Annotated in this window: 17 protein-coding genes; 4 read left to right on the top strand and 13 right to left on the bottom strand. The window is 64.0% G+C overall.

The genetic code is table 11. From position 1 onward, the window contains the following. Positions 1-2: 2 nt before the first annotated feature. Complete coding sequence (fdxA, locus tag CXQ91_RS01555; protein WP_055796733.1) at positions 3-329, bottom strand: ferredoxin; 327 nt, start codon at positions 327-329, stop codon at positions 3-5. A gap of 151 nt (positions 330-480) precedes the next feature. Here fdxA and CXQ91_RS01550 point away from each other — a divergent pair, with 151 nt between their 5' ends. Beyond that, positions 481-726 carry a hypothetical protein gene (locus CXQ91_RS01550; protein ID WP_258073788.1) on the top strand — a complete coding sequence of 82 codons (246 nt, stop codon included), beginning with the start codon at positions 481-483 and terminating at the stop codon, positions 724-726. On the opposite strand, the gene CXQ91_RS24675 is transcribed toward CXQ91_RS01550, so the two are convergent. Both CXQ91_RS24675 and CXQ91_RS24670 read right to left on the bottom strand, forming a co-directional pair. Beyond that, entirely contained in the window at positions 723-926 is a 204-nt protein-coding gene (locus CXQ91_RS24675; RefSeq protein ID WP_181038735.1) for a hypothetical protein, read from the bottom strand. The two genes, CXQ91_RS01550 and CXQ91_RS24675, sit on opposite strands and share 4 nt — an antisense overlap. A gap of 346 nt (positions 927-1272) precedes the next feature. After that, on the bottom strand, positions 1273-1668 hold the full coding sequence (locus CXQ91_RS24670) for a hypothetical protein (protein ID WP_104172156.1): 396 nt from the start codon (positions 1666-1668) through the stop codon (positions 1273-1275). Positions 1669-1688: 20 nt separating this feature from the next. Between CXQ91_RS24670 and CXQ91_RS01535 the strand changes: the two genes are divergently transcribed. Then, a complete protein-coding gene (locus tag CXQ91_RS01535) occupies positions 1689-2198 on the top strand; it encodes a helix-turn-helix domain-containing protein (protein WP_104172155.1) in 510 nt (169 codons plus the stop codon). 7 nt (positions 2199-2205) lie between these two features. Here CXQ91_RS01535 and CXQ91_RS01530 read toward each other — a convergent pair whose 3' ends face one another. Beyond that, on the bottom strand, positions 2206-2586 hold the full coding sequence (locus tag CXQ91_RS01530; protein ID WP_181038734.1) for a hypothetical protein: 381 nt from the start codon (positions 2584-2586) through the stop codon (positions 2206-2208). Between the two features lie 48 nt (positions 2587-2634). Beyond that, positions 2635-4563, bottom strand: a complete 1929-nt coding sequence (gene typA / locus CXQ91_RS01525; protein WP_104172153.1) for a translational GTPase TypA — start codon at positions 4561-4563, stop codon at positions 2635-2637. A gap of 275 nt (positions 4564-4838) precedes the next feature. Here typA and CXQ91_RS01520 point away from each other — a divergent pair, with 275 nt between their 5' ends. Next, on the top strand, positions 4839-5792 hold the full coding sequence (locus CXQ91_RS01520; RefSeq protein WP_104172152.1) for an SGNH/GDSL hydrolase family protein: 954 nt from the start codon (positions 4839-4841) through the stop codon (positions 5790-5792). A 100-nt stretch (positions 5793-5892) separates the two neighbouring features. Here CXQ91_RS01520 and CXQ91_RS01515 read toward each other — a convergent pair whose 3' ends face one another. The 5 genes from CXQ91_RS01515 to CXQ91_RS01495 form a co-directional block, all read right to left on the bottom strand. Then, a complete protein-coding gene (locus CXQ91_RS01515; protein ID WP_104172411.1) occupies positions 5893-7608 on the bottom strand; it encodes an ABC transporter ATP-binding protein in 1716 nt (571 codons plus the stop codon). A gap of 11 nt (positions 7609-7619) precedes the next feature. Continuing rightward, entirely contained in the window at positions 7620-8570 is a 951-nt protein-coding gene (locus tag CXQ91_RS01510) for an ABC transporter permease (protein ID WP_104172151.1), read from the bottom strand. Then, positions 8560-9489 (bottom strand): ABC transporter permease, encoded by a 930-nt coding sequence (locus CXQ91_RS01505; RefSeq protein WP_104172150.1) that lies wholly within the window; start codon positions 9487-9489, stop codon positions 8560-8562. Before CXQ91_RS01505 ends, CXQ91_RS01510 begins: the two co-directional genes overlap by 11 nt. A 133-nt stretch (positions 9490-9622) precedes the next feature. Beyond that, a complete protein-coding gene (locus CXQ91_RS01500; RefSeq protein WP_104172149.1) occupies positions 9623-11308 on the bottom strand; it encodes an ABC transporter substrate-binding protein in 1686 nt (561 codons plus the stop codon). 239 nt (positions 11309-11547) lie between these two features. Next, complete coding sequence (locus CXQ91_RS01495; RefSeq protein WP_104172148.1) at positions 11548-13383, bottom strand: ABC transporter ATP-binding protein; 1836 nt, start codon at positions 13381-13383, stop codon at positions 11548-11550. Positions 13384-13460: 77 nt separating this feature from the next. Here CXQ91_RS01495 and CXQ91_RS01490 point away from each other — a divergent pair, with 77 nt between their 5' ends. Beyond that, positions 13461-14090: a PH domain-containing protein gene (locus CXQ91_RS01490; RefSeq protein ID WP_181038733.1), complete on the top strand. Its 630-nt coding sequence runs from the start codon at positions 13461-13463 to the stop codon at positions 14088-14090. Between the two features lie 24 nt (positions 14091-14114). Here the strand turns inward: CXQ91_RS01490 and CXQ91_RS01485 are convergent, their stop codons facing one another. The 3 genes from CXQ91_RS01485 to CXQ91_RS01475 form a co-directional block, all read right to left on the bottom strand. Further along, positions 14115-15215, bottom strand: coding sequence for an ABC transporter permease (locus CXQ91_RS01485; protein WP_104172146.1), 1101 nt, complete (start codon positions 15213-15215; stop codon positions 14115-14117). Then, a complete protein-coding gene (locus tag CXQ91_RS01480; protein ID WP_104172145.1) occupies positions 15212-16753 on the bottom strand; it encodes an ABC transporter permease in 1542 nt (513 codons plus the stop codon). Before CXQ91_RS01480 ends, CXQ91_RS01485 begins: the two co-directional genes overlap by 4 nt. 175 nt (positions 16754-16928) lie before the next feature. Then, a complete protein-coding gene (locus CXQ91_RS01475; RefSeq protein ID WP_104172144.1) occupies positions 16929-18707 on the bottom strand; it encodes an ABC transporter family substrate-binding protein in 1779 nt (592 codons plus the stop codon). Positions 18708-18813 lie beyond the last annotated feature (106 nt).

The raw sequence follows: 18813 nt of genomic DNA, 5'->3' as shown, positions 1-18813 counted from the left end.
CCTCAGTGGTCCTGGTTCTGGGGCGGCAAGGCAGCAATCATCGGGTGGTCGGTGTGGGTGTTGCCGACCTTCGCGGCACCGCCCGGCGATCCAAGGTCGTCAAAGAATTCGACGTTCGCCTTGTAGTAGTCGGCCCACTCATCCGGGGTGTCGTCCTCGTAGTAAATGGCCTCAACAGGGCAGACGGGCTCGCAGGCACCGCAGTCGACGCACTCGTCCGGGTGGATGTAGAGGGACCGCTCACCCTCGTAGATGCAATCGACGGGGCATTCTTCAATACATGCCTTGTCCTTGACATCTACACACGGCTGCGCGATTACGTACGTCACGTCCCTTGCCTCTCCACGTTGGTTCCGGCACCTGCCGGTTATCACTCCCGGCCTGAGCGCCGGACTGCTGACTTCTGAGCCTATTATCTAACAGCCTGTTCCCGCGAACCTAGCGGCGCGTCATACAAGCCCGGAGTCCTAGTATGAAGTGGTGAATTCGCAGATCCCCACTCCCCGGCAGTTCCTTGAAGGCGCCTCCCTGGGCACGCGGGTGGTGGTGCGGTACAGGATATCGGATGGCCTGACGGATGCGCTGGGCGATCTGGTGGCGATCAGCGATACCGACTGCACGGTCCGCACGCGGCGGGCCGACGTCGTTATTCCGTTGACACTGGTGGTGGCCGCGAAGCCGGTGCCGCCGGCGCCGGCGAGGCGCGCCCCGCGGACGGCTCCCTAGGAACTGCCCGTCTCCACGCTGTCCGGGAGCTTGCGCATTCCGGGGAAGGCAGAAATTAGCACCGGCGCCACGGAGAGCAGGCTTACCGCAACGCCAGGCCACATGGCTGGCACAAGGCCCAGTTCTCCCCCAAGGTAACCTGCGGCCAGCGCAGCGAGCGGCATCACTCCCCAGACGACGAACCTGATTGAGGCATTCATCCTGCCGAGCAGCCGCGGCGGGCACACCGAAGGCAAAGCCGAATTCGGAAACAGTCAGGAGCACCAGCGGCACGGTACGGTCCGCCTGGAGCGCAGCAACAGGCACCAGGCCCAGGAAGAGCGAGCTGACCAGGGCGCCCGCCGGAATGATGAGGGGATGCGCTGCCACGAACCCCAGGCCCTCCCTGATCTCGGCTCCCAGGGAGTTCCTGTCCGCCGCAGGGAGCCGCCTCTCACCGTCCCGCGTGCGTCCCGGGAAGACGGCCGACAACAGGTAGCCCAGGGATTCGCCACTGAACAGCAGCGGCGCCGTCAACACCGTCAGGAGCGCGCCGCCGGCGGCAGGTCAGCCGATCCGGGCGAGCTGGGCCGTTACCTCCAGCTTCGAGTTCGCCTCCCCCACTTTGCCGGGAGCAACCAGCAACGGAACGAAGCTCTGGTAGGAGACATCAAAGAAGACGGTGGCCACTCCCACTACCGCTGAAATCATGTAAAGATGCCAGATCTGCAGGTCACCGGCCCACCACAGGAGCGGGACAGCGGCCATGGCGGCCATCCGAGCCAGGTCCGCGGTGATCATAGTCCGGCGTTTCAGCCAGCGGTCCACCCAGGCGCCGGCGGGCAGCCCCACCACCAGGAAGGCGGCGAGTCCGGCGGCGGGCCCGCCAGTGTGTTCGGCAGAGGGTCGGGCGGTCACGGCGTCCTGCCAGCCTGGCAGGAGTGATTGGCATGTGTCAATCACTCCTTGGCTACACTTTCCTTATGAATCGGCCGGGGCAGGGCACTGATGCGGACGTTGTGGCCAAGGGGCGTGCCTTGAGCTCCCCGTTGCGGCTGCGGATCCTGCGGCTGTGCCTGCACCAGTCACGGACCAACAAGGAAATCGCCGAGCTCCTGGGCCTCAACCCGGCATCGAGCCTGCATCACGTCCGGACACTCGTGCGGACCGGATTCCTTGTGGCGGAGGAGCGCCGAAAAGGTAACCGGGGCGCCGTCGAGGTTCCGTATATAGCGAGCCGCAAGTCCTGGCAGACGCCCGTGGACAACGTAGCGCCGGTCCTGATCGAGACGTTCCTGCAGGAGACCAGGGACCTCCCGCCGGAGGACATCGAAGTCTGGCGGCTCGGGGTGAAATTCAATGCCGCCCGGCGCGAGGAAATGCTCGGCAAGCTGCGGGCGGTCATTGAGGAATATGTCCAGCTCCCGGCGGACGACGACGGTGAGGCCACCTCGCTGATGATCGCGCACCACCGGGACCCCACGGCGGGCTGACGCGCCGTCAGGCCGGGGGCTGCGGCTGCGGCTGCGTGTGGGGCTGCCGGTAGCGCCGGCACCAGGCGAGCATAAGCACCGACGTACCTGCGATGCCGTAGATCCAGATATTCCCGGAAATATCCCCGGCGATGAGCCGCTTGCCGGGCTCCAGCATCGACCACCAGCCCGCCAGCATGTAGCACAGCACGCCGCAGGCCGCCGTCGGGGTCAGGGACCTGAAGGCCGCCCCGAGCAGCAGCTGGACGGAGCCGAGCAGGAACAGGGCTGCCACGGCACCCCAAGGGAGAATGACACCGGCCAGCATCCACTGCTGGCGGTGCAGGGCCGTCCCGGCTGCTGCCACAAAAAGAGCTGCCGGCACAGCGGCGGCAATGCCGCCTGCCATGCCGGCAGCTCTATTGTTCACGAGGGTGATGACCGGAACGTGCCGGGATCAGACCTTGGCGCGGGCGCGGTTGGCCTTGGCCCGCTCGTTGGTGTCCAGGATGAGCTTCCGGATCCGGATGGACTCCGGGGTAACCTCGACGCACTCGTCTTCGCGGGCGAATTCGAGGGATTCTTCGAGGGTCAGGTCGCGCGGCGGCGTCAGGTTCTCGAAGGTGTCGGAGGAAGCGGCACGCATGTTGGTGAGCTTCTTTTCCTTGGTGATGTTGACGTCCATGTCGTCGGCGCGGGAGTTCTCGCCGACAATCATGCCCTCGTAGACCTCGGAGGTCGGCTTCACGAAGAAGGAGCCGCGTTCCTGCAGGTTGATCATGGCAAACGGCGTCACAACACCGGCGCGGTCGGCGATCATCGAACCGTTGGTGCGGTATTCGATCGGGCCCGCCCAGGGCTCGTAGCCCTCGGAGATCGAGGCCGCGATACCGGCGCCGCGGGTGTCCGTGAGGAACTTGGTGCGGAAACCGATCAGGCCACGGGCCGGAACGATGAACTCCATGCGGCACCAGCCGGTGCCGTGGTTGGCCATGTTGGTCATGCGGCCCTTACGGGCAGCCATGAGCTGGGTGACGGCGCCGAGGTACTCTTCCGGCACGTCGATGGTCATGTGCTCCATCGGCTCGTGGATCTTGCCGTCGACGGTCTTGGTGACAACCTGCGGCTTGCCCACGGTCAGCTCGAAGCCTTCGCGGCGCATCTGCTCAACCAGGATGGCCAGCGCGAGCTCGCCACGGCCCTGGACTTCCCAGGCGTCGGGACGCTCGGTGGGAAGAACCTTGATGGAGACGTTACCGATCAGTTCCTTGTCCAGGCGGTCCTTCACCTGGCGGGCGGTGACCTTGGCGCCCTTGACCTTGCCGGCCAGCGGCGACGTGTTGATACCGATGGTCATGGAGATCGCGGGATCGTCCACGGTGATCAGCGGCAGCGGCTGCGGGTTCTCGGCGTCAGTCAGGGTCTCACCGATGGTGATCTCCTCGATGCCGGCGACGGCAACAATCTCGCCCGGGCCTGCGGACTCGGTCGGGACGCGGTCAAGTGCCTTCGTGGCCAGCAGTTCGGTGATCTTGACGTTCTTCAGCTCGCCGTTGGCACGTGCCCATGCAACGGTCTGGCCCTTGCGCAGGGTGCCGTTGTAGATGCGGAGCAGAGCCAGGCGGCCCAGGAACGGCGAGGCGTCCAGGTTGGTGACGTGCGCCTGCAGGACACCGTTCGGGTTGTACGTCGGTGCCGGGATGTGCTCGATGATGGTCTTGAACAGCGGCTCAAGGTCCTCGTTCTCCGGAGCGGTGCCGTCAGCCGGCTGCTCGAGGGAGGCGCGGCCAACCTTGGCTGCTGCGTAGACGACCGGAACTTCGAGGATCTTGTCCAGGTCGAGGTCCGGAACTTCGTCGGCGAGGTCGGAGGCCAGGCCCAGGAGCAGGTCCATGGACTCGTGGACAACTTCTTCGATCCGCGCATCGGGGCGGTCGGTCTTGTTGACCAGCAGGATCACCGGCAGGTGCGCGGCGAGGGCCTTGCGAAGCACGAAACGGGTCTGGGGCAGCGGACCCTCGGAAGCATCGACGAGGAGCACAACGCCGTCAACCATGGACAGGCCGCGCTCCACCTCGCCACCGAAGTCGGCGTGGCCCGGGGTGTCGATCACATTGATCGTGATGGTCTCGCCCTTGGAGGACGGTCCGTTGTAGGCCACCGTGGTGTTCTTGGCCAGGATGGTGATACCTTTTTCGCGTTCCAGGTCACCGGAGTCCATGACGCGGTCTTCGAGGTGGTTGTGCTCGGCAAAGGAGTTGGTCTGCTTGAGCATGGCGTCGACCAGCGTGGTCTTGCCGTGGTCAACGTGGGCCACGATCGCGACGTTGCGCAGGTCACTGCGCGATGCAGTGGCTACCGCGGTGTTGGTGGTGGTTTCAGACATGCGTTATTGCTCGATTCAGTGGTGAAGTCAGCTGTGGTATCGCGACATTTCCAACCGGAACGCACGACGGACGAGACCCTTTGGCACAGGGCGCCTTCTACCAGTCTAAGCGCTAGGTCATTTATTGGCCTAAAAACCAGAAACTGGCCTGGTTCCGGCCCCGTTACAGGATCGTCACCGGAATGGGACGAATCGTGCCAAAAGTTACTGGATATTCCTTGTGGGATGCCCCATTATTACGGTGATAACAGCAAAGAAAAGCCCGGAGACCACAGATGCGAAATGCCTCGGCTCTGACCCGCTTCGTCGCACCTATGATCGCCGTCGGCGTTCTGATGGCCGGCTGCGGGCAGGCACCACAAACACCAGACGCTGCCACGGGATCCACCGGTCCCGCCGCAAGCGCCCAGGCAGCGCAGCCGTCCGCCGAGGCCGTTACCCCCAAGGCAGCCGCCGCCCCCCGGAAATCAGCGGCCGCCCCCGTGGCCGCGGCGCCGGGCGAACCGGTTGCCGCCGGCTCAGCCGGTAAGGCACAGCTGGCCACGGAGCCGGATCCGTCCACCATGGCGCCCGGGTCCGTTTACAAGAACCCCGCAAACGGCCGGAACGAAGTCATTGTGGCCAACATCAGGCGGACCGCCGTCCTGATCGGCGATTCCCAGTCCGAACCGGAAGCCGGCTGGCCCCGCCAGGGACTGGCCGCCATTGGCTACAACGTCTTCTTCTGCGGCCGCGGCGGCACCGGGTTTGTTGCCTCGAACGGCAAGACCGGCAACTACATCGATGCCCTGCAGCGCGGCGACTGGCAGCTCCCCTATGGTTCACCGGGGCTTGTGGTCATCCAGGGCGGCGGGAACGATGCCGCACGCGGAGCAACTGACGCCCAGATCGTGGCCAACGCCGAACGCCTGATCTCGTCCCTGAAGCAGCGCTATCCTGGGGCTAAATTCGCCATGATCGGCACCCTGGCCCGCGGCATCAATTACGGCGGCGGCCGCCGGTCGCAGGTGGATGCCCTGCTCGGCACGGTGGCGGCCAAGCACTCGATTCCCTTTGTCAGCGTGGGTGACTGGCTGACGAAGTACAACCTGGCCAAAGAACTGGCGGACGGCGTGCACATGAACAACGTCGGCCACAAGGCACTGGGTGGCCTCCTGGCCACGAGGCTGCAGGAACTGGGGCTACAGGCTCCGCCTGAGCTGGCCACGTCGGCGTTGCCGCTCGGGTGAGCAGGGCCTCCCGACTTTAGTGACTGTCCACGTAATAAAAGGAGCCGGTGCCCACCCCCTGCAGGGTGTGGGCACCGGCTCCTTTAGTTATGCGGCTGCCTTAGGCGACTTCGGGCGGCAGCATCAGCCGCGCGCCCGGAATGGCGTGGAGAAGTGCCTTCGTGTAGTCCCGCTGCGGATCATCGAACACGTCATCCGTTGAACCGGTCTCAACCAGCTTGCCCTTTTCCATGACGCACACGTGGTCCGCGATCTGGCGGACCACGGCGAGGTCGTGGGTAATGAACAGGTAGGTCAGGCCCAGCCGTGACTGCAGGTCGGCGAGCAGGTTCAGCACCTGTGCCTGGACCAGCACGTCGAGGGCGGAGACCGCCTCGTCGCAGATGATCACTTCCGGATCGAGTGCCAGTGCACGCGCGATGGCCACGCGCTGCCGCTGGCCGCCGGAGAGTTCGTTCGGGTACCGCTGCATGGTGGACTGCGGTAGCGCCACCTGGTCCAGGAGCTCGCGGACCTTCTTCTCGCGGCTGGCCTTGTCCCCGATCTTGTGGGTCCGCAGCGGTTCCTCGATGGTCCGGAAGATGTTGTACATCGGGTCCAGGGAGCCGTACGGATCCTGGAAGATCGGCTGCACGCGGCGGCGGAAGGCGAAGATCTCCTTGTTGTTCAGCGTGGAGGTGTCTACTCCGTCGAACACGATCTTGCCGGAGGTGGGCTTCTGCAGGTTCAGCACCATCTGGGCCACGGTGGACTTGCCGGAACCCGACTCCCCCACGATCGCGGTCGTGGTGCCGCGCTTGACGCTGAAGGAAACGTCGTCGACGGCGGTGAAGTCGGTCGACTTGCCGAAGCCGGAGCGCAGCTTGAACACCTTGCGGAGGTTCTGGATCTGCAGCACGTCTTCAGTCATGGTCGGCTCTACGACGACCGGCTCGCCCGGAGCGAGCAGCTCGTCCGATTCGACACCGAGCTCCTTGGCCACCTGGATGCGCCGTGATGCCAGTGACGGTGCCGAGGCGACGAGGCGCTGCGTGTACGGGTGCTGCGGGTTCTGCAGCAGCTCCAGCGACGGACCGGCTTCCACCACGTTGCCGCGGTACATCACCACAACCTTGTCCGCGCGTTCTGCTGCGAGGCCCAGGTCGTGGGTGATGAGGAGCACTGACGTGCCCAGTTCCGAGGTCATCGTTTCGAGGTGGTCGAGGATCTGGCGCTGGACCGTGACATCCAGCGCGGACGTAGGCTCGTCGGCGATGAGCAGCCGTGGCTGGCAGGACAGTCCGATGGCGATCAGCGCGCGCTGGCGCATGCCGCCGGAGAACTCGTGCGGGTACTGCTTTGCCCGGCGTTCGGCGTCGGGAAGGCCCGCCTGGGACAGAACCTTCGCGACGTCGGCCGGTCCGCTGGGACGGCCGTTGGCGCGCAGCGTTTCCTTGACCTGGTAGCCGATCTTCCAGACCGGGTTGAGGTTGGACATCGGGTCCTGCGGGACCATGCCGATGGTGTTTCCGCGCAGCTCGATCATGCGCTTTTCCGAGGCATGGGAAATGTCCTCGCCGTCGAGCAGGATCTGCCCGCCGGAGACCCGGCCGTTACCGGGCAGGAGGCCGATGGCGGCCAGCGCCGTCGTCGACTTTCCGGAGCCCGACTCACCCACAATCGCGACGGTTTCACCGGGCATGATGGTCAGGTGGGCGTTCCGGACGGCCTGGACTTCGCCGGAACCGGTCTTGAAGGAAATCGCCAGATCGCGGATTTCCAGGAGTGGCTTGTCCGTGAGGCCGGCCTCACTGATTCTGACATCGGACGTTGTCATGATTGCCTCGTTCATCGTTGACGGCTCTTCGGATCGAGGGCGTCGCGCAGGGCGTCGCCGAGCATGATAAAGCTCAGGACGGTGACGGACAGCGCTATTGCCGGATAGAGCAGGATCGCCGGGTTGGTGCGGACAGAGGACTTGGCGGCTGCGATGTCGTTGCCCCAGGACATGATGCTGCCGGGAAGCCCGATGCCGATGAAGGACAGCGTGGCTTCCGCGACGATGAAGACGCCGAGCTCCATGGTGGCCAGGACAATGATCGGCGCGAGGGCGTTCGGCAGAACGTGCCTGACGAGGGAGTCGATGCGTGAGACGCCCAGCGAACGGGCAGCGGTCACGAAGTCGGCGTTGCGCACTTCGATCACGGCTCCACGCGTAATGCGGGCCATCTGCGGCCAGCCCAGGACCACCAGGACCATGACCACAGTCCACACGCCCCGGTTTTCACGCATGAACGGAAGCTGCGAGACAACCAGTGCGCCCAGAATAAGCGGCAGGGCGAAGAAGATATCGCCGAGACGGGCGATGACAGCGTCGATCCAGCCACCGTAGAACCCGGCGAGAGCGCCTAGGGTGACCCCGATGATGAGGACGAACAGCACCGAGAAGACGCCCACCATCAGCGATGCCTGGGTGCCGTGGATGATGCGGGAGTACACGTCACAGCCTTGGAAGGTAAAGCCGAGGGGATGCCCGGATGCCGGAGCGCCGTCGGAATTCGCCAGCTGGCAGTTGTCGTTGGGCGCCACCTGGGTGAACAGGCCCGGAAAGAGCGCCACAATGATGATCAAGGCGATCATCACCGTGGAGATGATGAACAGCGGACGACGGCGGAGCTTGCGCCAGGCGTCTGCCCAGAGGCTCAGCGGTGCCTGGTCTGTTTTGAGCGAGTCCGTTGCGAGCAGAGGGGTCTCCTCCACGGGGGCAACGAAGTGCTCGATTTCGCGATTAGTTTTCATAACGGATCCTTGGATCAAGCCAGGCGTACAGCAAATCGACCAACAGGTTGGCAATGACGAAGACGAGCACCAGGACGCTGACAATCGCGACCACGGTGGGGCCCTCGCTGCGGATGACGGCCTGGAACAGCTTTTGGCCGACGCCCGGGACGTTGAAGATACTCTCCGTGACAATGGCGCCACCCATCAGGCCGCCGAGGCTGGCGCCCAGGTAGGTGATGACCGGAATCATTGAGTTGCGCAGGATGTGGGTGACCACGACGCGCGGCCGTGACAAGCCTTTCGCGGTGGCGGTGCGCACGTAGTCGGCGTTCATGTTTTCGATAACCGAGGCACGCGTGAGCCGCAGGACGTAGGCGAAGGAAACCAGACCCAGCACCGTGGCAGGAAGGATCAGGTTGCCCCAGTCCGCGGTGGCGCCAACAGTCGGCTTGGCCCAGCCGAGCTGAACACCCACCAGCAGCTGCAGGACGAAGCCGAGCACAAAGGTGGGGATGGCGATGACCACCAGGGACGCGATAAGCACCGTCGCATCGAACACCTTGCCCTTGCGGAGTCCGGCGATGAGGCCGAAGGTCACGCCGAAGACAGTCTGGATAATGAGGGCTTCGACGGCCAGCATGACGGTGACGGGGAAGATCCGGCCCAGGGTCGCCGCGATGGGCTGGCCGGTGAAATCGACGCCGAGGTTGAAGGTGAACAGGTTCTTGAGGAAGAGCCCGTACTGCACCCAGAACGGCTGGTCGAGGTTGTACTGCTGGCGGAGCTGCGCGATGACGGCTTCGCTGGGGGGACGGTCGCCGAACAGCGCACGGATGGGGTCCCCGGGAAGGGCGAAGACCATGAAGTAGACGAGCAGCGTGGTTCCGATGAAGACCGGAATAATCTGCAATAGGCGCCGGAGAATGTACTGGATCACAGCAACGTCTCCTGAGCGTTTGTGGGGCTAAGGGGGTTCATGTAGGACAGCTTTCGTGCCGGTTCCAAGGCTATGGGGGCCCGGCTTATGGCCGAACCCCCACTAGCTTTTTGACGTGGATTTGTTCCGAGGACTACTTGGCGGTGATGGCCCAGTACTGCAGGACACCGTTCCAGCCGGAGTCAACGTTGCTGACGTTCTGGCTCCAGACGGCCTGGCGTGCCTGATACCACAAGGGCAGGTTGGGGAGATCCTGGAAGAGAATCTCCTGGGCCTGGGTGAACTTCTTGTTGGCGTCATCCGTGGACTTCGCGGCCAGGCCTTCGGTGAGCAGCTTGTCGAACTCAGGGTTCGTGTAGGCCTCGTAGTTGGCGCTGGCCCCAGTCTTCAGGACGGGGCCCAGGAAGTTGAACAGCGACGGGTAGTCTGCCTGCCACCCCGCTCGGGTCAGGCCCGGCAGGTCCGTGGCGGTCCGCAGCTTCAGGATCTCGGCGAACTTGGCGAAGGGCTGGCCTTCAGCCTTGATGCCCAGGTTGTTCTTGAAGTTGTTGGCAACGGCGTCGATCCATTCCTTGTTGCCGCCGTCGGTGTTGTAGGCAAGCTGCAGGGTCTTGTCAGCCGGCCAGGGGCTGATCGCGTCAGCCTGGGTCCAGAGGTCCTTGGCCTTGGCGGCGTCAAACTTGAGGACATCTGAGCCGGCAACATTGTCGTTGTAGCCGTCAACGGCCGGGGACGTGAAGTCCTTCGCCGGGATGCGGGTTCCGGAGAAGATGACCTTGGTGATCTCGTCGCGGTTGATGGCCATGGAGAGGGCCTGGCGGCGGAGCTTGCCCGCTTCGCCCTGGAACTCGGGCAGGTAGCCCGGGATGTTCAGGGTGGCGTTACCTGCATACGGCTTGTTGAGGTGGTTCTCAGGGAAGTCCGTGGTGTAGGTCTTGAGGGCATCGGTCGGCAGAACGTCCGTGACGTCGAGGTTGTTGGCCTGGATGTCGGTGTAGGCCGGGGCCGGATCGGTGTAGAACTTGAAGGTCACGCCGCCGTTCTTGGCAGCACGCGGACCCTGGTAGTCGGCGTTCTTGACCAGTTCGATCTGGCTGTCGTGCTGCCAGGCGCCTTCCTTGGCCATCTTGTACGGACCGTTGCCGATCGGGTTCTCGCCGAACTTCTTCGGGTCCTTGATGGCGTCCGCGGGCAGCGGCATGAAAGCCGAGTAGCCCAGGCGCAGCGGCCAGTCAGCCTCGGGCTGTGCCAGCTTGACCGTGATGGTGGAATCGTCCTTGAGAACCAGGCCCGAGAGAGTCTGCGCGGTGGGGGCCGGGACGTCGATGTCCTTGCCGTCCGCGCCCTTCTCGGTCTTGGTGGCACTGACGGCGTCGTAGCCCTCGATGGATTCGAAGAAGCTGCTGTTGTTCTGGGCGTTGGTGCTCAGCGCGGCGAAATTCCAGGCATCAACGAAGCTCTTGGCCGTTACGGCCTCGCCGTTGGTGAACTTGCCGCCTGACTTCACCTTGATGGTGTAGTTCTGGCCGTCCGCGGATTCGATGGACTCGGCCAGCGCGTTGACCGACTTGCCGCTGGGGTCGTAGCTGCGCAGGCCCTCGAACAGGAGCTCAACCACGCGGCCACCGTAGACTTCGCTGGTGTCGGCGGGCATCAGGGGGTGCTGCGGTTCATTGCTGTACGCGGTGATGACCTTGTTGGGGTCGCCGGCAGCCTGGCTGCCACCGTCAGTGGCGCCGCCTCCGGCGCCGCATCCGGTCAGGGCTAGGGCTGCGATGGCAACCATGCCCAGTGCTTTGGAAGTGCGCGAAAAACGCATTCCGCCTCCTATGAGTTGTGGGAGTTGAGTAGGGAAAATCGTGTTTTCCCTGCAGGCCCAGGCACAGAGGTGTCCTGTGACGTGGCATACATAAGTGAGTAGCCTAACCCCAACATGTCCAGATAATGGAACTCTGTTGCCAAACCGTGACCGGGTCACAATTTGACCATTCGCGTCAACTCAGGTGTATTTCAAGTCACATGTTACTCACTGGTATGCTACCCGTGATGTGACGGACGCTACTCCACTCCACTCGCCAGCAACTGTGCCCGCAACTCCCTGCGCTCACGCTGTTTTTCGGGATCCGGCAGGGGCACCGCAGCAAGGAGGCGCTGCGTGTAGGGCTCCTGCGGGTTGCGCAGGATCTGGTCCCGGGAGCCCTGCTCCACGATCCTGCCCCGCTGCATCACGCAAATCCGGTCGGCCAGCACGTCGACCACTGCCAGGTCGTGCGTCACGAACAGGCAGGCAAAGCCGAGGTCCTTCTGGAGGTTCTGGAACAGTTCAAGCACTTTTGCCTGCACGGACACGTCAAGTGCCGACGTCGGTTCGTCCGCCACCATCAGCTTCGGTTTGAGCGACAGTGCCCGCGCGATGCCCACGCGCTGCTTCTGCCCGCCGGACAACTCATGCGGGTAGCGGTTCCGGTAACTCCTCGGGAGCTCAACCTGGTCAAGCAGGGCCTCGATCCGTTTCTGCAGCCCGCTTCCCTTGGCCTCCCCGGCAAGGAACATGGGTTCGCCGATGCTCTCGCCGATCGGAAGGCGGGGATTCAACGACGACGACGGGTCCTGGAACACCATGCCGATGTGGCGCCGGACCTGGTGCAGCTGCTTCCCGTTCTTTTTGGCAGCGGAAATGTCCTGGCCCACCACCCGCATGGTGCCGGCTGCGACGGGAAGCAGCCCCACAGCGGCCCTGCCGATGGTGGTCTTGCCCGAGCCTGATTCGCCCACGAGACCCACAACTTGGCCGGGGTAGATCACGAGGTTTGCACCCTCCACGGCCCTGAAGGCCGGTACGCGGCCCTGCTTGGGGTATTCGATGGCTACATCCGTGAGTTCCAGGACCGGTTCGCCCTGGGGCCGTTCCGCGGCCGCGGCAGCCAGCGCCGCAGCGTTCTCGCGCTCGCGGCGGACCAGGTCGTCGTGGTCCACTGACTCCAGTTCAGCGTGCGCGGCGGCAGCCAGCGCGGCGGTGACGTCCACCTCGGCGCCCTGGTCCGCACCGCCCTGGCCGAGGTGCGGCACTGCCGCCAGCAGTGCCTGGGTGTATTCATGCCGGGGGTTGCGGAAGACCTGCTCGGCGGTTCCCGTTTCAACAATCAGCCCCCGCCGCATGACGGCGATCCGGTCTGCCAGGTCCGCCACCACGCCCATGTCATGGGTGATGAGCACAATGGCGCTGTCCAGCTTGTTCCGCAGGTTGCGGATGAGATCCAGGATCTCGGCCTGGACGGTGACGTCCAGGGCCGTGGTGGGCTCATCGGCAATCAGCAGTTTGGGGTCACAGGACAGCGACTGCGCGATCATGGCCCGTTGCCGCTGGCCGCCCGAGAGCTGGTGGGGGTAGGACTTGAACGCCTTTTCCGGGTCCGGCAGTTCCACCAGTTCCAGCATCCGCAGGGCACGTTCCCTGGCCTGGTCCGGTGAGACTTCATTGTGGAGCCGCACCGTCTCAACGATCTGCGCCCCGACCGTGTACACAGGGTTGAGGGCGGTCATGGGCTCCTGGAAGATCACGGCCACATCCTTGCCGCGGACCTCCCGGATGTTGGCGGCATTGGCCCCGAGGAGCTCCTTGCCGGAGAGGCGGACGCTGCCGGATACCCGGCTGTTGCTGGGCAGGAGACCCAGCAGGGCCATGGAACTGGCGCTCTTGCCGGAGCCGGACTCCCCCACGATGGCAAGGACTTCCCCGGCACGAACCTCATAATTCAGGCCGATGGCGGCGGGCACCCATTTTTTGTCCACGCCGAAGTCGACGCTGAGATCGCGGACCTCGAGGACTACCGCTCCCTTGGCGGGCTCCTGCACCGGGGCGGTGTCCTGGTTCGGGGTGATGTTGTCAGTCATGACGGGTTCCCTTCCGCCCAAGCCACGCCAGCACCGGAGATTAGTGCTGTGGCCTGGAATCCTGAATTATTGGGGGCATGAGCAGTATGCCGCACGCCGGAAATGTTGAAGTCTTCAAAGCCCGCACGAACAAATGGTTCGCCTGGCTTTCCTGGCTGGTCGCCGCCGTCGGCCTTGTTGTCACTGCGGCGGCCGGCGGGCCGGCAGCGCTGCTGGGTACGGGCCCGCTGCTGCTGATCGGTTTTCTCGGCTGGCTGCTGTTCTGGATGCCCTCCGTGGTGGTGCACGACCGCGGCATCACGCTGGAGAATCCGTTCCGCTCCATTGACGTCCCGTGGGCCGCCCTGGTGAACGTCGATACCCGGTACGCCCTGACGCTGGTCACACCGGCCAGGAGCTACGCCTCCTGGGCCGCCCCCGCGCCGGGCATCTGGGGTGGCCGGAACGCCCGCCCTGAGGATCTCAAGGGCCTTCCTTCCGCGACCTACGGACCCGGACAGTCCGTTCGCCCGGGTGACCTGAAAACAACTGACTCCGGCCAGGCAGCCCGGCTGGTTCGTGGCCGTTGGGAAGAGCTGGTCGAAGCCGGCACCCTGGACGCCGGAAATGCCGAGACCACGGCTGTCAGCGTGACATTTCGCTGGACGGCGGTCGCCACCACCGTGGTGCTCCTTGCCGCCAGCTACTGGGGGGTCGCAGTTCCGTAGGGCGGATGCCCGGACAGCCCGCATTCAGTCGCCCGCAGACCCGTCGGCTGCAGCAGCCGGAGCCTTCTCCGGCGCTCCGGCAGGCTTTGTGTCCTTGGCCTTCTTGGCGTTGAACTTCTTCTGCCTCGGATCGAACGCGTCCCGAAGTCCGTCGCCGATGAAGTTGATGCTCAGGCAGATCAGCACAATGAAGAGGCCCGGGAACCAGAACAGCCACGGCCGGGTGGAGAACGCTTCCTGGTTCTGCGAGATAAGCAGGCCCAACGAGGTGTCCGGGGACTTCACGCCGACGCCGAGGTAGCTCAGTGCCGTTTCCAGGAGGATGGCAGCGGACATGGTCAGGGTCACGTTGACGATCAGGACGCCGATGGCATTGGGCAGGATGTGCTTGAAAATGATCCGTGCATTGCTGGCCCCGGAGATACGGGCTGCGTCGACGAACTCCCGTTCACGCAGCGTGAGGAACTCCCCGCGCATCAGCCGCGCCAGGCCGACCCAGCTGACCAGGCCAAGGAAGATGCCCAGGATCAGGATGCCGTTGCTGGCCGCGAAGCCCGAAAACCAGCCGCCCTGGTCCCTGCGGTTGACGGACTGGGCCACCACGGCGGCAAGCAGCAGCACCGGGATGATGATGATGACGTCCGTGATCCGCATCAGGACCGCTTCCACCCAGCCTCGGAAGTACCCGGACAGGCCGCCGATGACGGTGCCCAGCAGGCCGGCGATGGTCCCGATCAGGATCATGATGGTGATGGACTGCTGGGCTCCGCGCATGGTCATGGCGAAGAGGTCCCGGCCGATCCGGTCCTGCCCGAAGGGGTGTTCGCCCCAGGCAGGCAGCCAAAGGGATGCCGTCGGAACGCCGTCGTTGACCAGCGGCGACACATCGAGGTGGTCGTATTTCCACCAGCCCGGAATGCCTGCCCAGCCGACCGATGTGAAGGCCAACAGGAAGATAGAGACAAAGATGAAAAGGCCGGCGATGGCCCCGCTGTGGCCCAGGAACCGTTTGCGGACAATCTGCCCCTGGCTCAGCCCCTTCGCTTCCGGTTCGAAGGACACTCCCGGCGGCCGGGGGTGCGAGTGCTCGGCGAGGAATTCTTCCTGCTGGGTTGGCTGGCTCATGCCTTAATCCTTACGCGGGGATCGAGTGCGGAGTACGCAAGGTCTGCTATCAGGTTGAACACCATCGCGGTCACTGCCACACAGACGAAGACGCCCATCACGGGGTTCGGGTCAGTGTGCATGATGCCGTCCAGGAAGAGGAACCCCATTCCCCGCACCGAGAACACCGTCTCCGTAATGACGGCACCGCCGATGAGCGCCCCGATATCGAAGGCCACGATGGTGGCGATGGGAATCAGCGCGTTGCGGAACGCGTGGCCCATCACCACGGACCGCTCGGAGAGTCCCTTGGCGCGGGCTGTCCTGATGTAGTCCATGTTCATGATTTCCAGCATGGACGACCTGGTGAACCGCGTGTAGCTTGCCAACGAAACAAGGATGAGGGCCATGGTCGGAAGAATCAGGTGCGTGAAGGTGTCCAGGCTCAGGACCCAGAAGTCGCCCTGGATGTTCGGGGTGCCGGCACCGATCGTGGCGATCGGCCTCCCCCTGACCCTGCTGTTGTTGAAGTAGGTGGGCCAGGCCTGCATAAAGCGGTCCATCAGGATGAGTCCGCCCACGAGGAAGGCTGTTATCCCGGCGGCGCGCATCGACTGGCCGCGATCGTAGCCGCCCATGAGGTAGCCCGTTGCCACGCCCACACCGATTGTCGCGATGCCCAGCAGGACTATCATGAGCGCCGTCGCCTCGTTCAGGAGCGGCTGGACCGCGAAGTAGGCAACCACTCCAAGTGCCACCACGATCAACGCGGACTGCAGGGCACGCCTGTTCTTGAGCCCGGCCACGAGGACTGTCACGGCGAAGGCGAGGCCCACCCCTGCAATCGCAATGACCACCGGGCCTAGTCCGGGGTTCCGGAACCACTGCACAACGGAGAAGTAGATCAGGATAAGGCTGGCAGCGAGGAAAACGATGCCGCCTGAAACGAGCCGGCGGCGGGCCGCTCCACCGACGGCAACCGCAACGATCACGCCCGCTATGGCACCTATCCCCAGGGCCGCCGGCAGCGGTATTTCGGGATTGCGGAGGAAATCGTTGAAGCCGATGGCACCGTATTCCTTCAGCAGCACGGCAACCCAGAAGATGGGGAGCGAGAAGAACAGGAACGCCATGAACGTCACGCCATAGTCGAGGGCGCTGTACTGCCGAAGGGCCGTGATGATGCCAAGGGCAATACCGATCAGGATTGCCAGGACGGTGGCGCCGGTGACGAGCGTCAGGGTCTGGACCAGCGCGAAGCCGAGGGCCTCCGTTATTGGCTGCCCCGCGATGTTCTTGCCGAGGTCGCACGAGCCGCCGAAGGGAACCAGGCATTTGGCCGCTCCGCCAAGCCATTTGAAGTACCGGAGGGGGGCCGGCGTGTCCAGGTCAAGGAGCTGGCTGCGCGAGTCCATGAGCTGTTGTTTGTTGGCGGCACTGCTGGCACGGAATTCCTCCAGTGGATCTCCGGACGACGCTGTCAGGAGGTACACGAGGAATGATGCCCCGAGAAGTATGAGTGCGGCAGTAATAAGCCGCCGGACGATGTACGTCACCATGGTGGTAAGCCTCGATATCCGGGCCGGGATCTGACCGGGCCCATCGCAGAGTCAGTCCGGCTTGCCGAGTGAGGTGGGCGGAAAGCCGGCGAATGCCGGTGGTGCCAGCGAAGGCGCCGGGACGCTACTGCTGTCCCGGCGCCTTCACCTGCTGTTAGCTCGCTGAGCGGGGGCTTTACTTCTCAGCCCACTCCCAGAAGTTCCACCAGACACCCGTCTGGTTCGGCATGAACTTCACACCGGTGATGCGGTCGCTGTACGCGTCCACGCCCACGGACTGGAAGAGCGGAAGACCATAAGCGGAGTCCCAGATCTTCTTGTCGATCTGCGTAATCAGCTCATCTTGCTTGCTGCGGTCGGTGGTGACGATCAGCTCGTCCATCAGCTTGTCGGCTTCAGGATCGCTGAACAGGTTGAAGTTGGAACCGTTGCCGCTGCGGAAGATCTGCGGGACGCCGGAAACGCCGACACCCGGGTTGATCCAGCCGAAGATCGTGGCGTCGTAGCTGCCGTCGCCCAGGGCCTTGCCCCAGTCAGAAGCACCGAGACCGCCGTCAACGATCTTGAACCCGGCCTTGGTGGCCGACTCGCGGATCAGGGAGAAGGCATCAACACGGTTGGGGTTGTCCTTGTTGTACATGATGCGGATCTCAGGGGTCTTGCCGGCGAGAAGAGCCTTGGCGCCGTCAATGTCCACGTCCTGGTAGGCCGAAGAGCCGTTGTTCTTTGCAGACTCCTCGTAAGCAGCCTGGGCCGGAACGAACAGCTGGGAGTCGAGCGGCTTGGCTTCCGGATCGAGCTTCTTCACGATCTTGTCGACGATGTCCTTGCGGGGGACGGTCTTCATGAACGCCTCGCGGACGCTCTTTTCGGCCAGCGGACCGGAGTAGTTCAGGTCGATGTGGTCGTAGGAGAGCTGGTTGCCCTGTTCCACGGTCACGCCCTGGCTTTCGAGTGCCTTGAGCTGCTCGATGGTGTCGGCGGAAGCCTGCGGAGCAATGATGTCCGCTTCGCCGTTCTTCAGTGCCTGCACCTGCGCCGGAGCGGAGCCGATGTAGCGGACCGTGATTTCGTCCAGGCTCGCCTCCGGGCCCCAGTTGTAATCCTTGTTACGGACCATGGTCAGCGATTGGTCCTGCGTGACGCTCTTGACAATGTACGGGCCGTTGGAGAGGTAGAGGCTGGGGTCCGACGGCAGGGTCTTGGTGTCGAACCCGGTGTTCCAGAAGTCAGCCATGGCCTTCAGCTTCTCATCGGCCGGCTTGGGGGCTTTGGCGTCGCCCTTGGGCTTTTCCTTGAGGTAGTCCACCAGTGCCTTGGCGTCAGTGAGGCCTGCCTTCTTGGCCATCACGTGGGCCGCGATGTCAATGCCCGGACCGCCCAGGACGGTTTCCCAGTCAGCAAACGGCTTGGCGTACTTGATGGTCATCGTGCGGTTGTCGTCGCCGAGTTCAGGGAAATCGGTGAGCTTGAGGCCGGTGGGGTCACCGGCGTAGGAGAAGTACTGCGTGCCCGTCTTCGCCTCTGAGTCGGCGTCGTCGTAGTAGCCGGAGAACGCTGCCCACTGCAGCAGGAGGTCGGCTGCCGTGACCGGGGTTCCGTCGGACCACTTCACGCCCTCGTTGACGGTGTACTTGACCGTCAGCGGGTCATCGGAAGTCTTTTCCATCTTGCCGAACTTCTCGTTGCGGACAACGTTCAGCTGATTGTCGATGTAGTAGAAACCCGAGTGGGTGGCATAGCTGATCTTCGAGTTGATGTCAGTGTTGCCGTCGGCAGTGTTCGGGTTGAACGTGTTGAAAGCGTTCACCTCGACCACCGTGGCTGAGCCACCCTGTTTGCCGGCAGTAGCGCTGGACGGGGTTGTCCCGCCGCTGTTGCCGGCGCAGGCGCTGAGAGCAAGCGCGGCAGCTGCCGCGACGCCTACCGCTTTGGAAATACGACCGAAGCGCATTCCGCCTCCTATGTTTCTGTGGTTTGAAAAGACCGCCGCTGTAGGCGTCGGCCAGACCGCCCATTCCCCCAGTGAGAATGTGGCTGGCCTCACATGAGCAGTAGCC

It is taken from the genome of Arthrobacter sp. Y81 (assembly GCF_002929335.1).
GTDB lineage: Bacteria > Actinomycetota > Actinomycetes > Actinomycetales > Micrococcaceae > Arthrobacter.
This window is presented reverse-complemented; position numbering and strand designations above follow the sequence as displayed.

Coding starts and splice junctions, on each gene's coding strand:
- CXQ91_RS24675 (WP_181038735.1), bottom strand. CDS start 926: ATGAATGCCTCAATCAGGTTCGTCGTCTGGGGAGTGATGCCGCTCGCT.
- CXQ91_RS01535 (WP_104172155.1), top strand. CDS start 1,689: ATGAATCGGCCGGGGCAGGGCACTGATGCGGACGTTGTGGCCAAGGGG.
- CXQ91_RS01530 (WP_181038734.1), bottom strand. CDS start 2,586: ATGGCAGGCGGCATTGCCGCCGCTGTGCCGGCAGCTCTTTTTGTGGCA.
- typA (WP_104172153.1), bottom strand. CDS start 4,563: ATGTCTGAAACCACCACCAACACCGCGGTAGCCACTGCATCGCGCAGT.
- CXQ91_RS01520 (WP_104172152.1), top strand. CDS start 4,839: ATGCGAAATGCCTCGGCTCTGACCCGCTTCGTCGCACCTATGATCGCC.
- CXQ91_RS01515 (WP_104172411.1), bottom strand. CDS start 7,608: ATGACAACGTCCGATGTCAGAATCAGTGAGGCCGGCCTCACGGACAAG.
- CXQ91_RS01510 (WP_104172151.1), bottom strand. CDS start 8,570: ATGAAAACTAATCGCGAAATCGAGCACTTCGTTGCCCCCGTGGAGGAG.
- CXQ91_RS01500 (WP_104172149.1), bottom strand. CDS start 11,308: ATGCGTTTTTCGCGCACTTCCAAAGCACTGGGCATGGTTGCCATCGCA.
- CXQ91_RS01495 (WP_104172148.1), bottom strand. CDS start 13,383: ATGACTGACAACATCACCCCGAACCAGGACACCGCCCCGGTGCAGGAG.
- CXQ91_RS01490 (WP_181038733.1), top strand. CDS start 13,461: ATGAGCAGTATGCCGCACGCCGGAAATGTTGAAGTCTTCAAAGCCCGC.
- CXQ91_RS01485 (WP_104172146.1), bottom strand. CDS start 15,215: ATGAGCCAGCCAACCCAGCAGGAAGAATTCCTCGCCGAGCACTCGCAC.
- CXQ91_RS01480 (WP_104172145.1), bottom strand. CDS start 16,753: ATGGTGACGTACATCGTCCGGCGGCTTATTACTGCCGCACTCATACTT.
- CXQ91_RS01475 (WP_104172144.1), bottom strand. CDS start 18,707: ATGCGCTTCGGTCGTATTTCCAAAGCGGTAGGCGTCGCGGCAGCTGCC.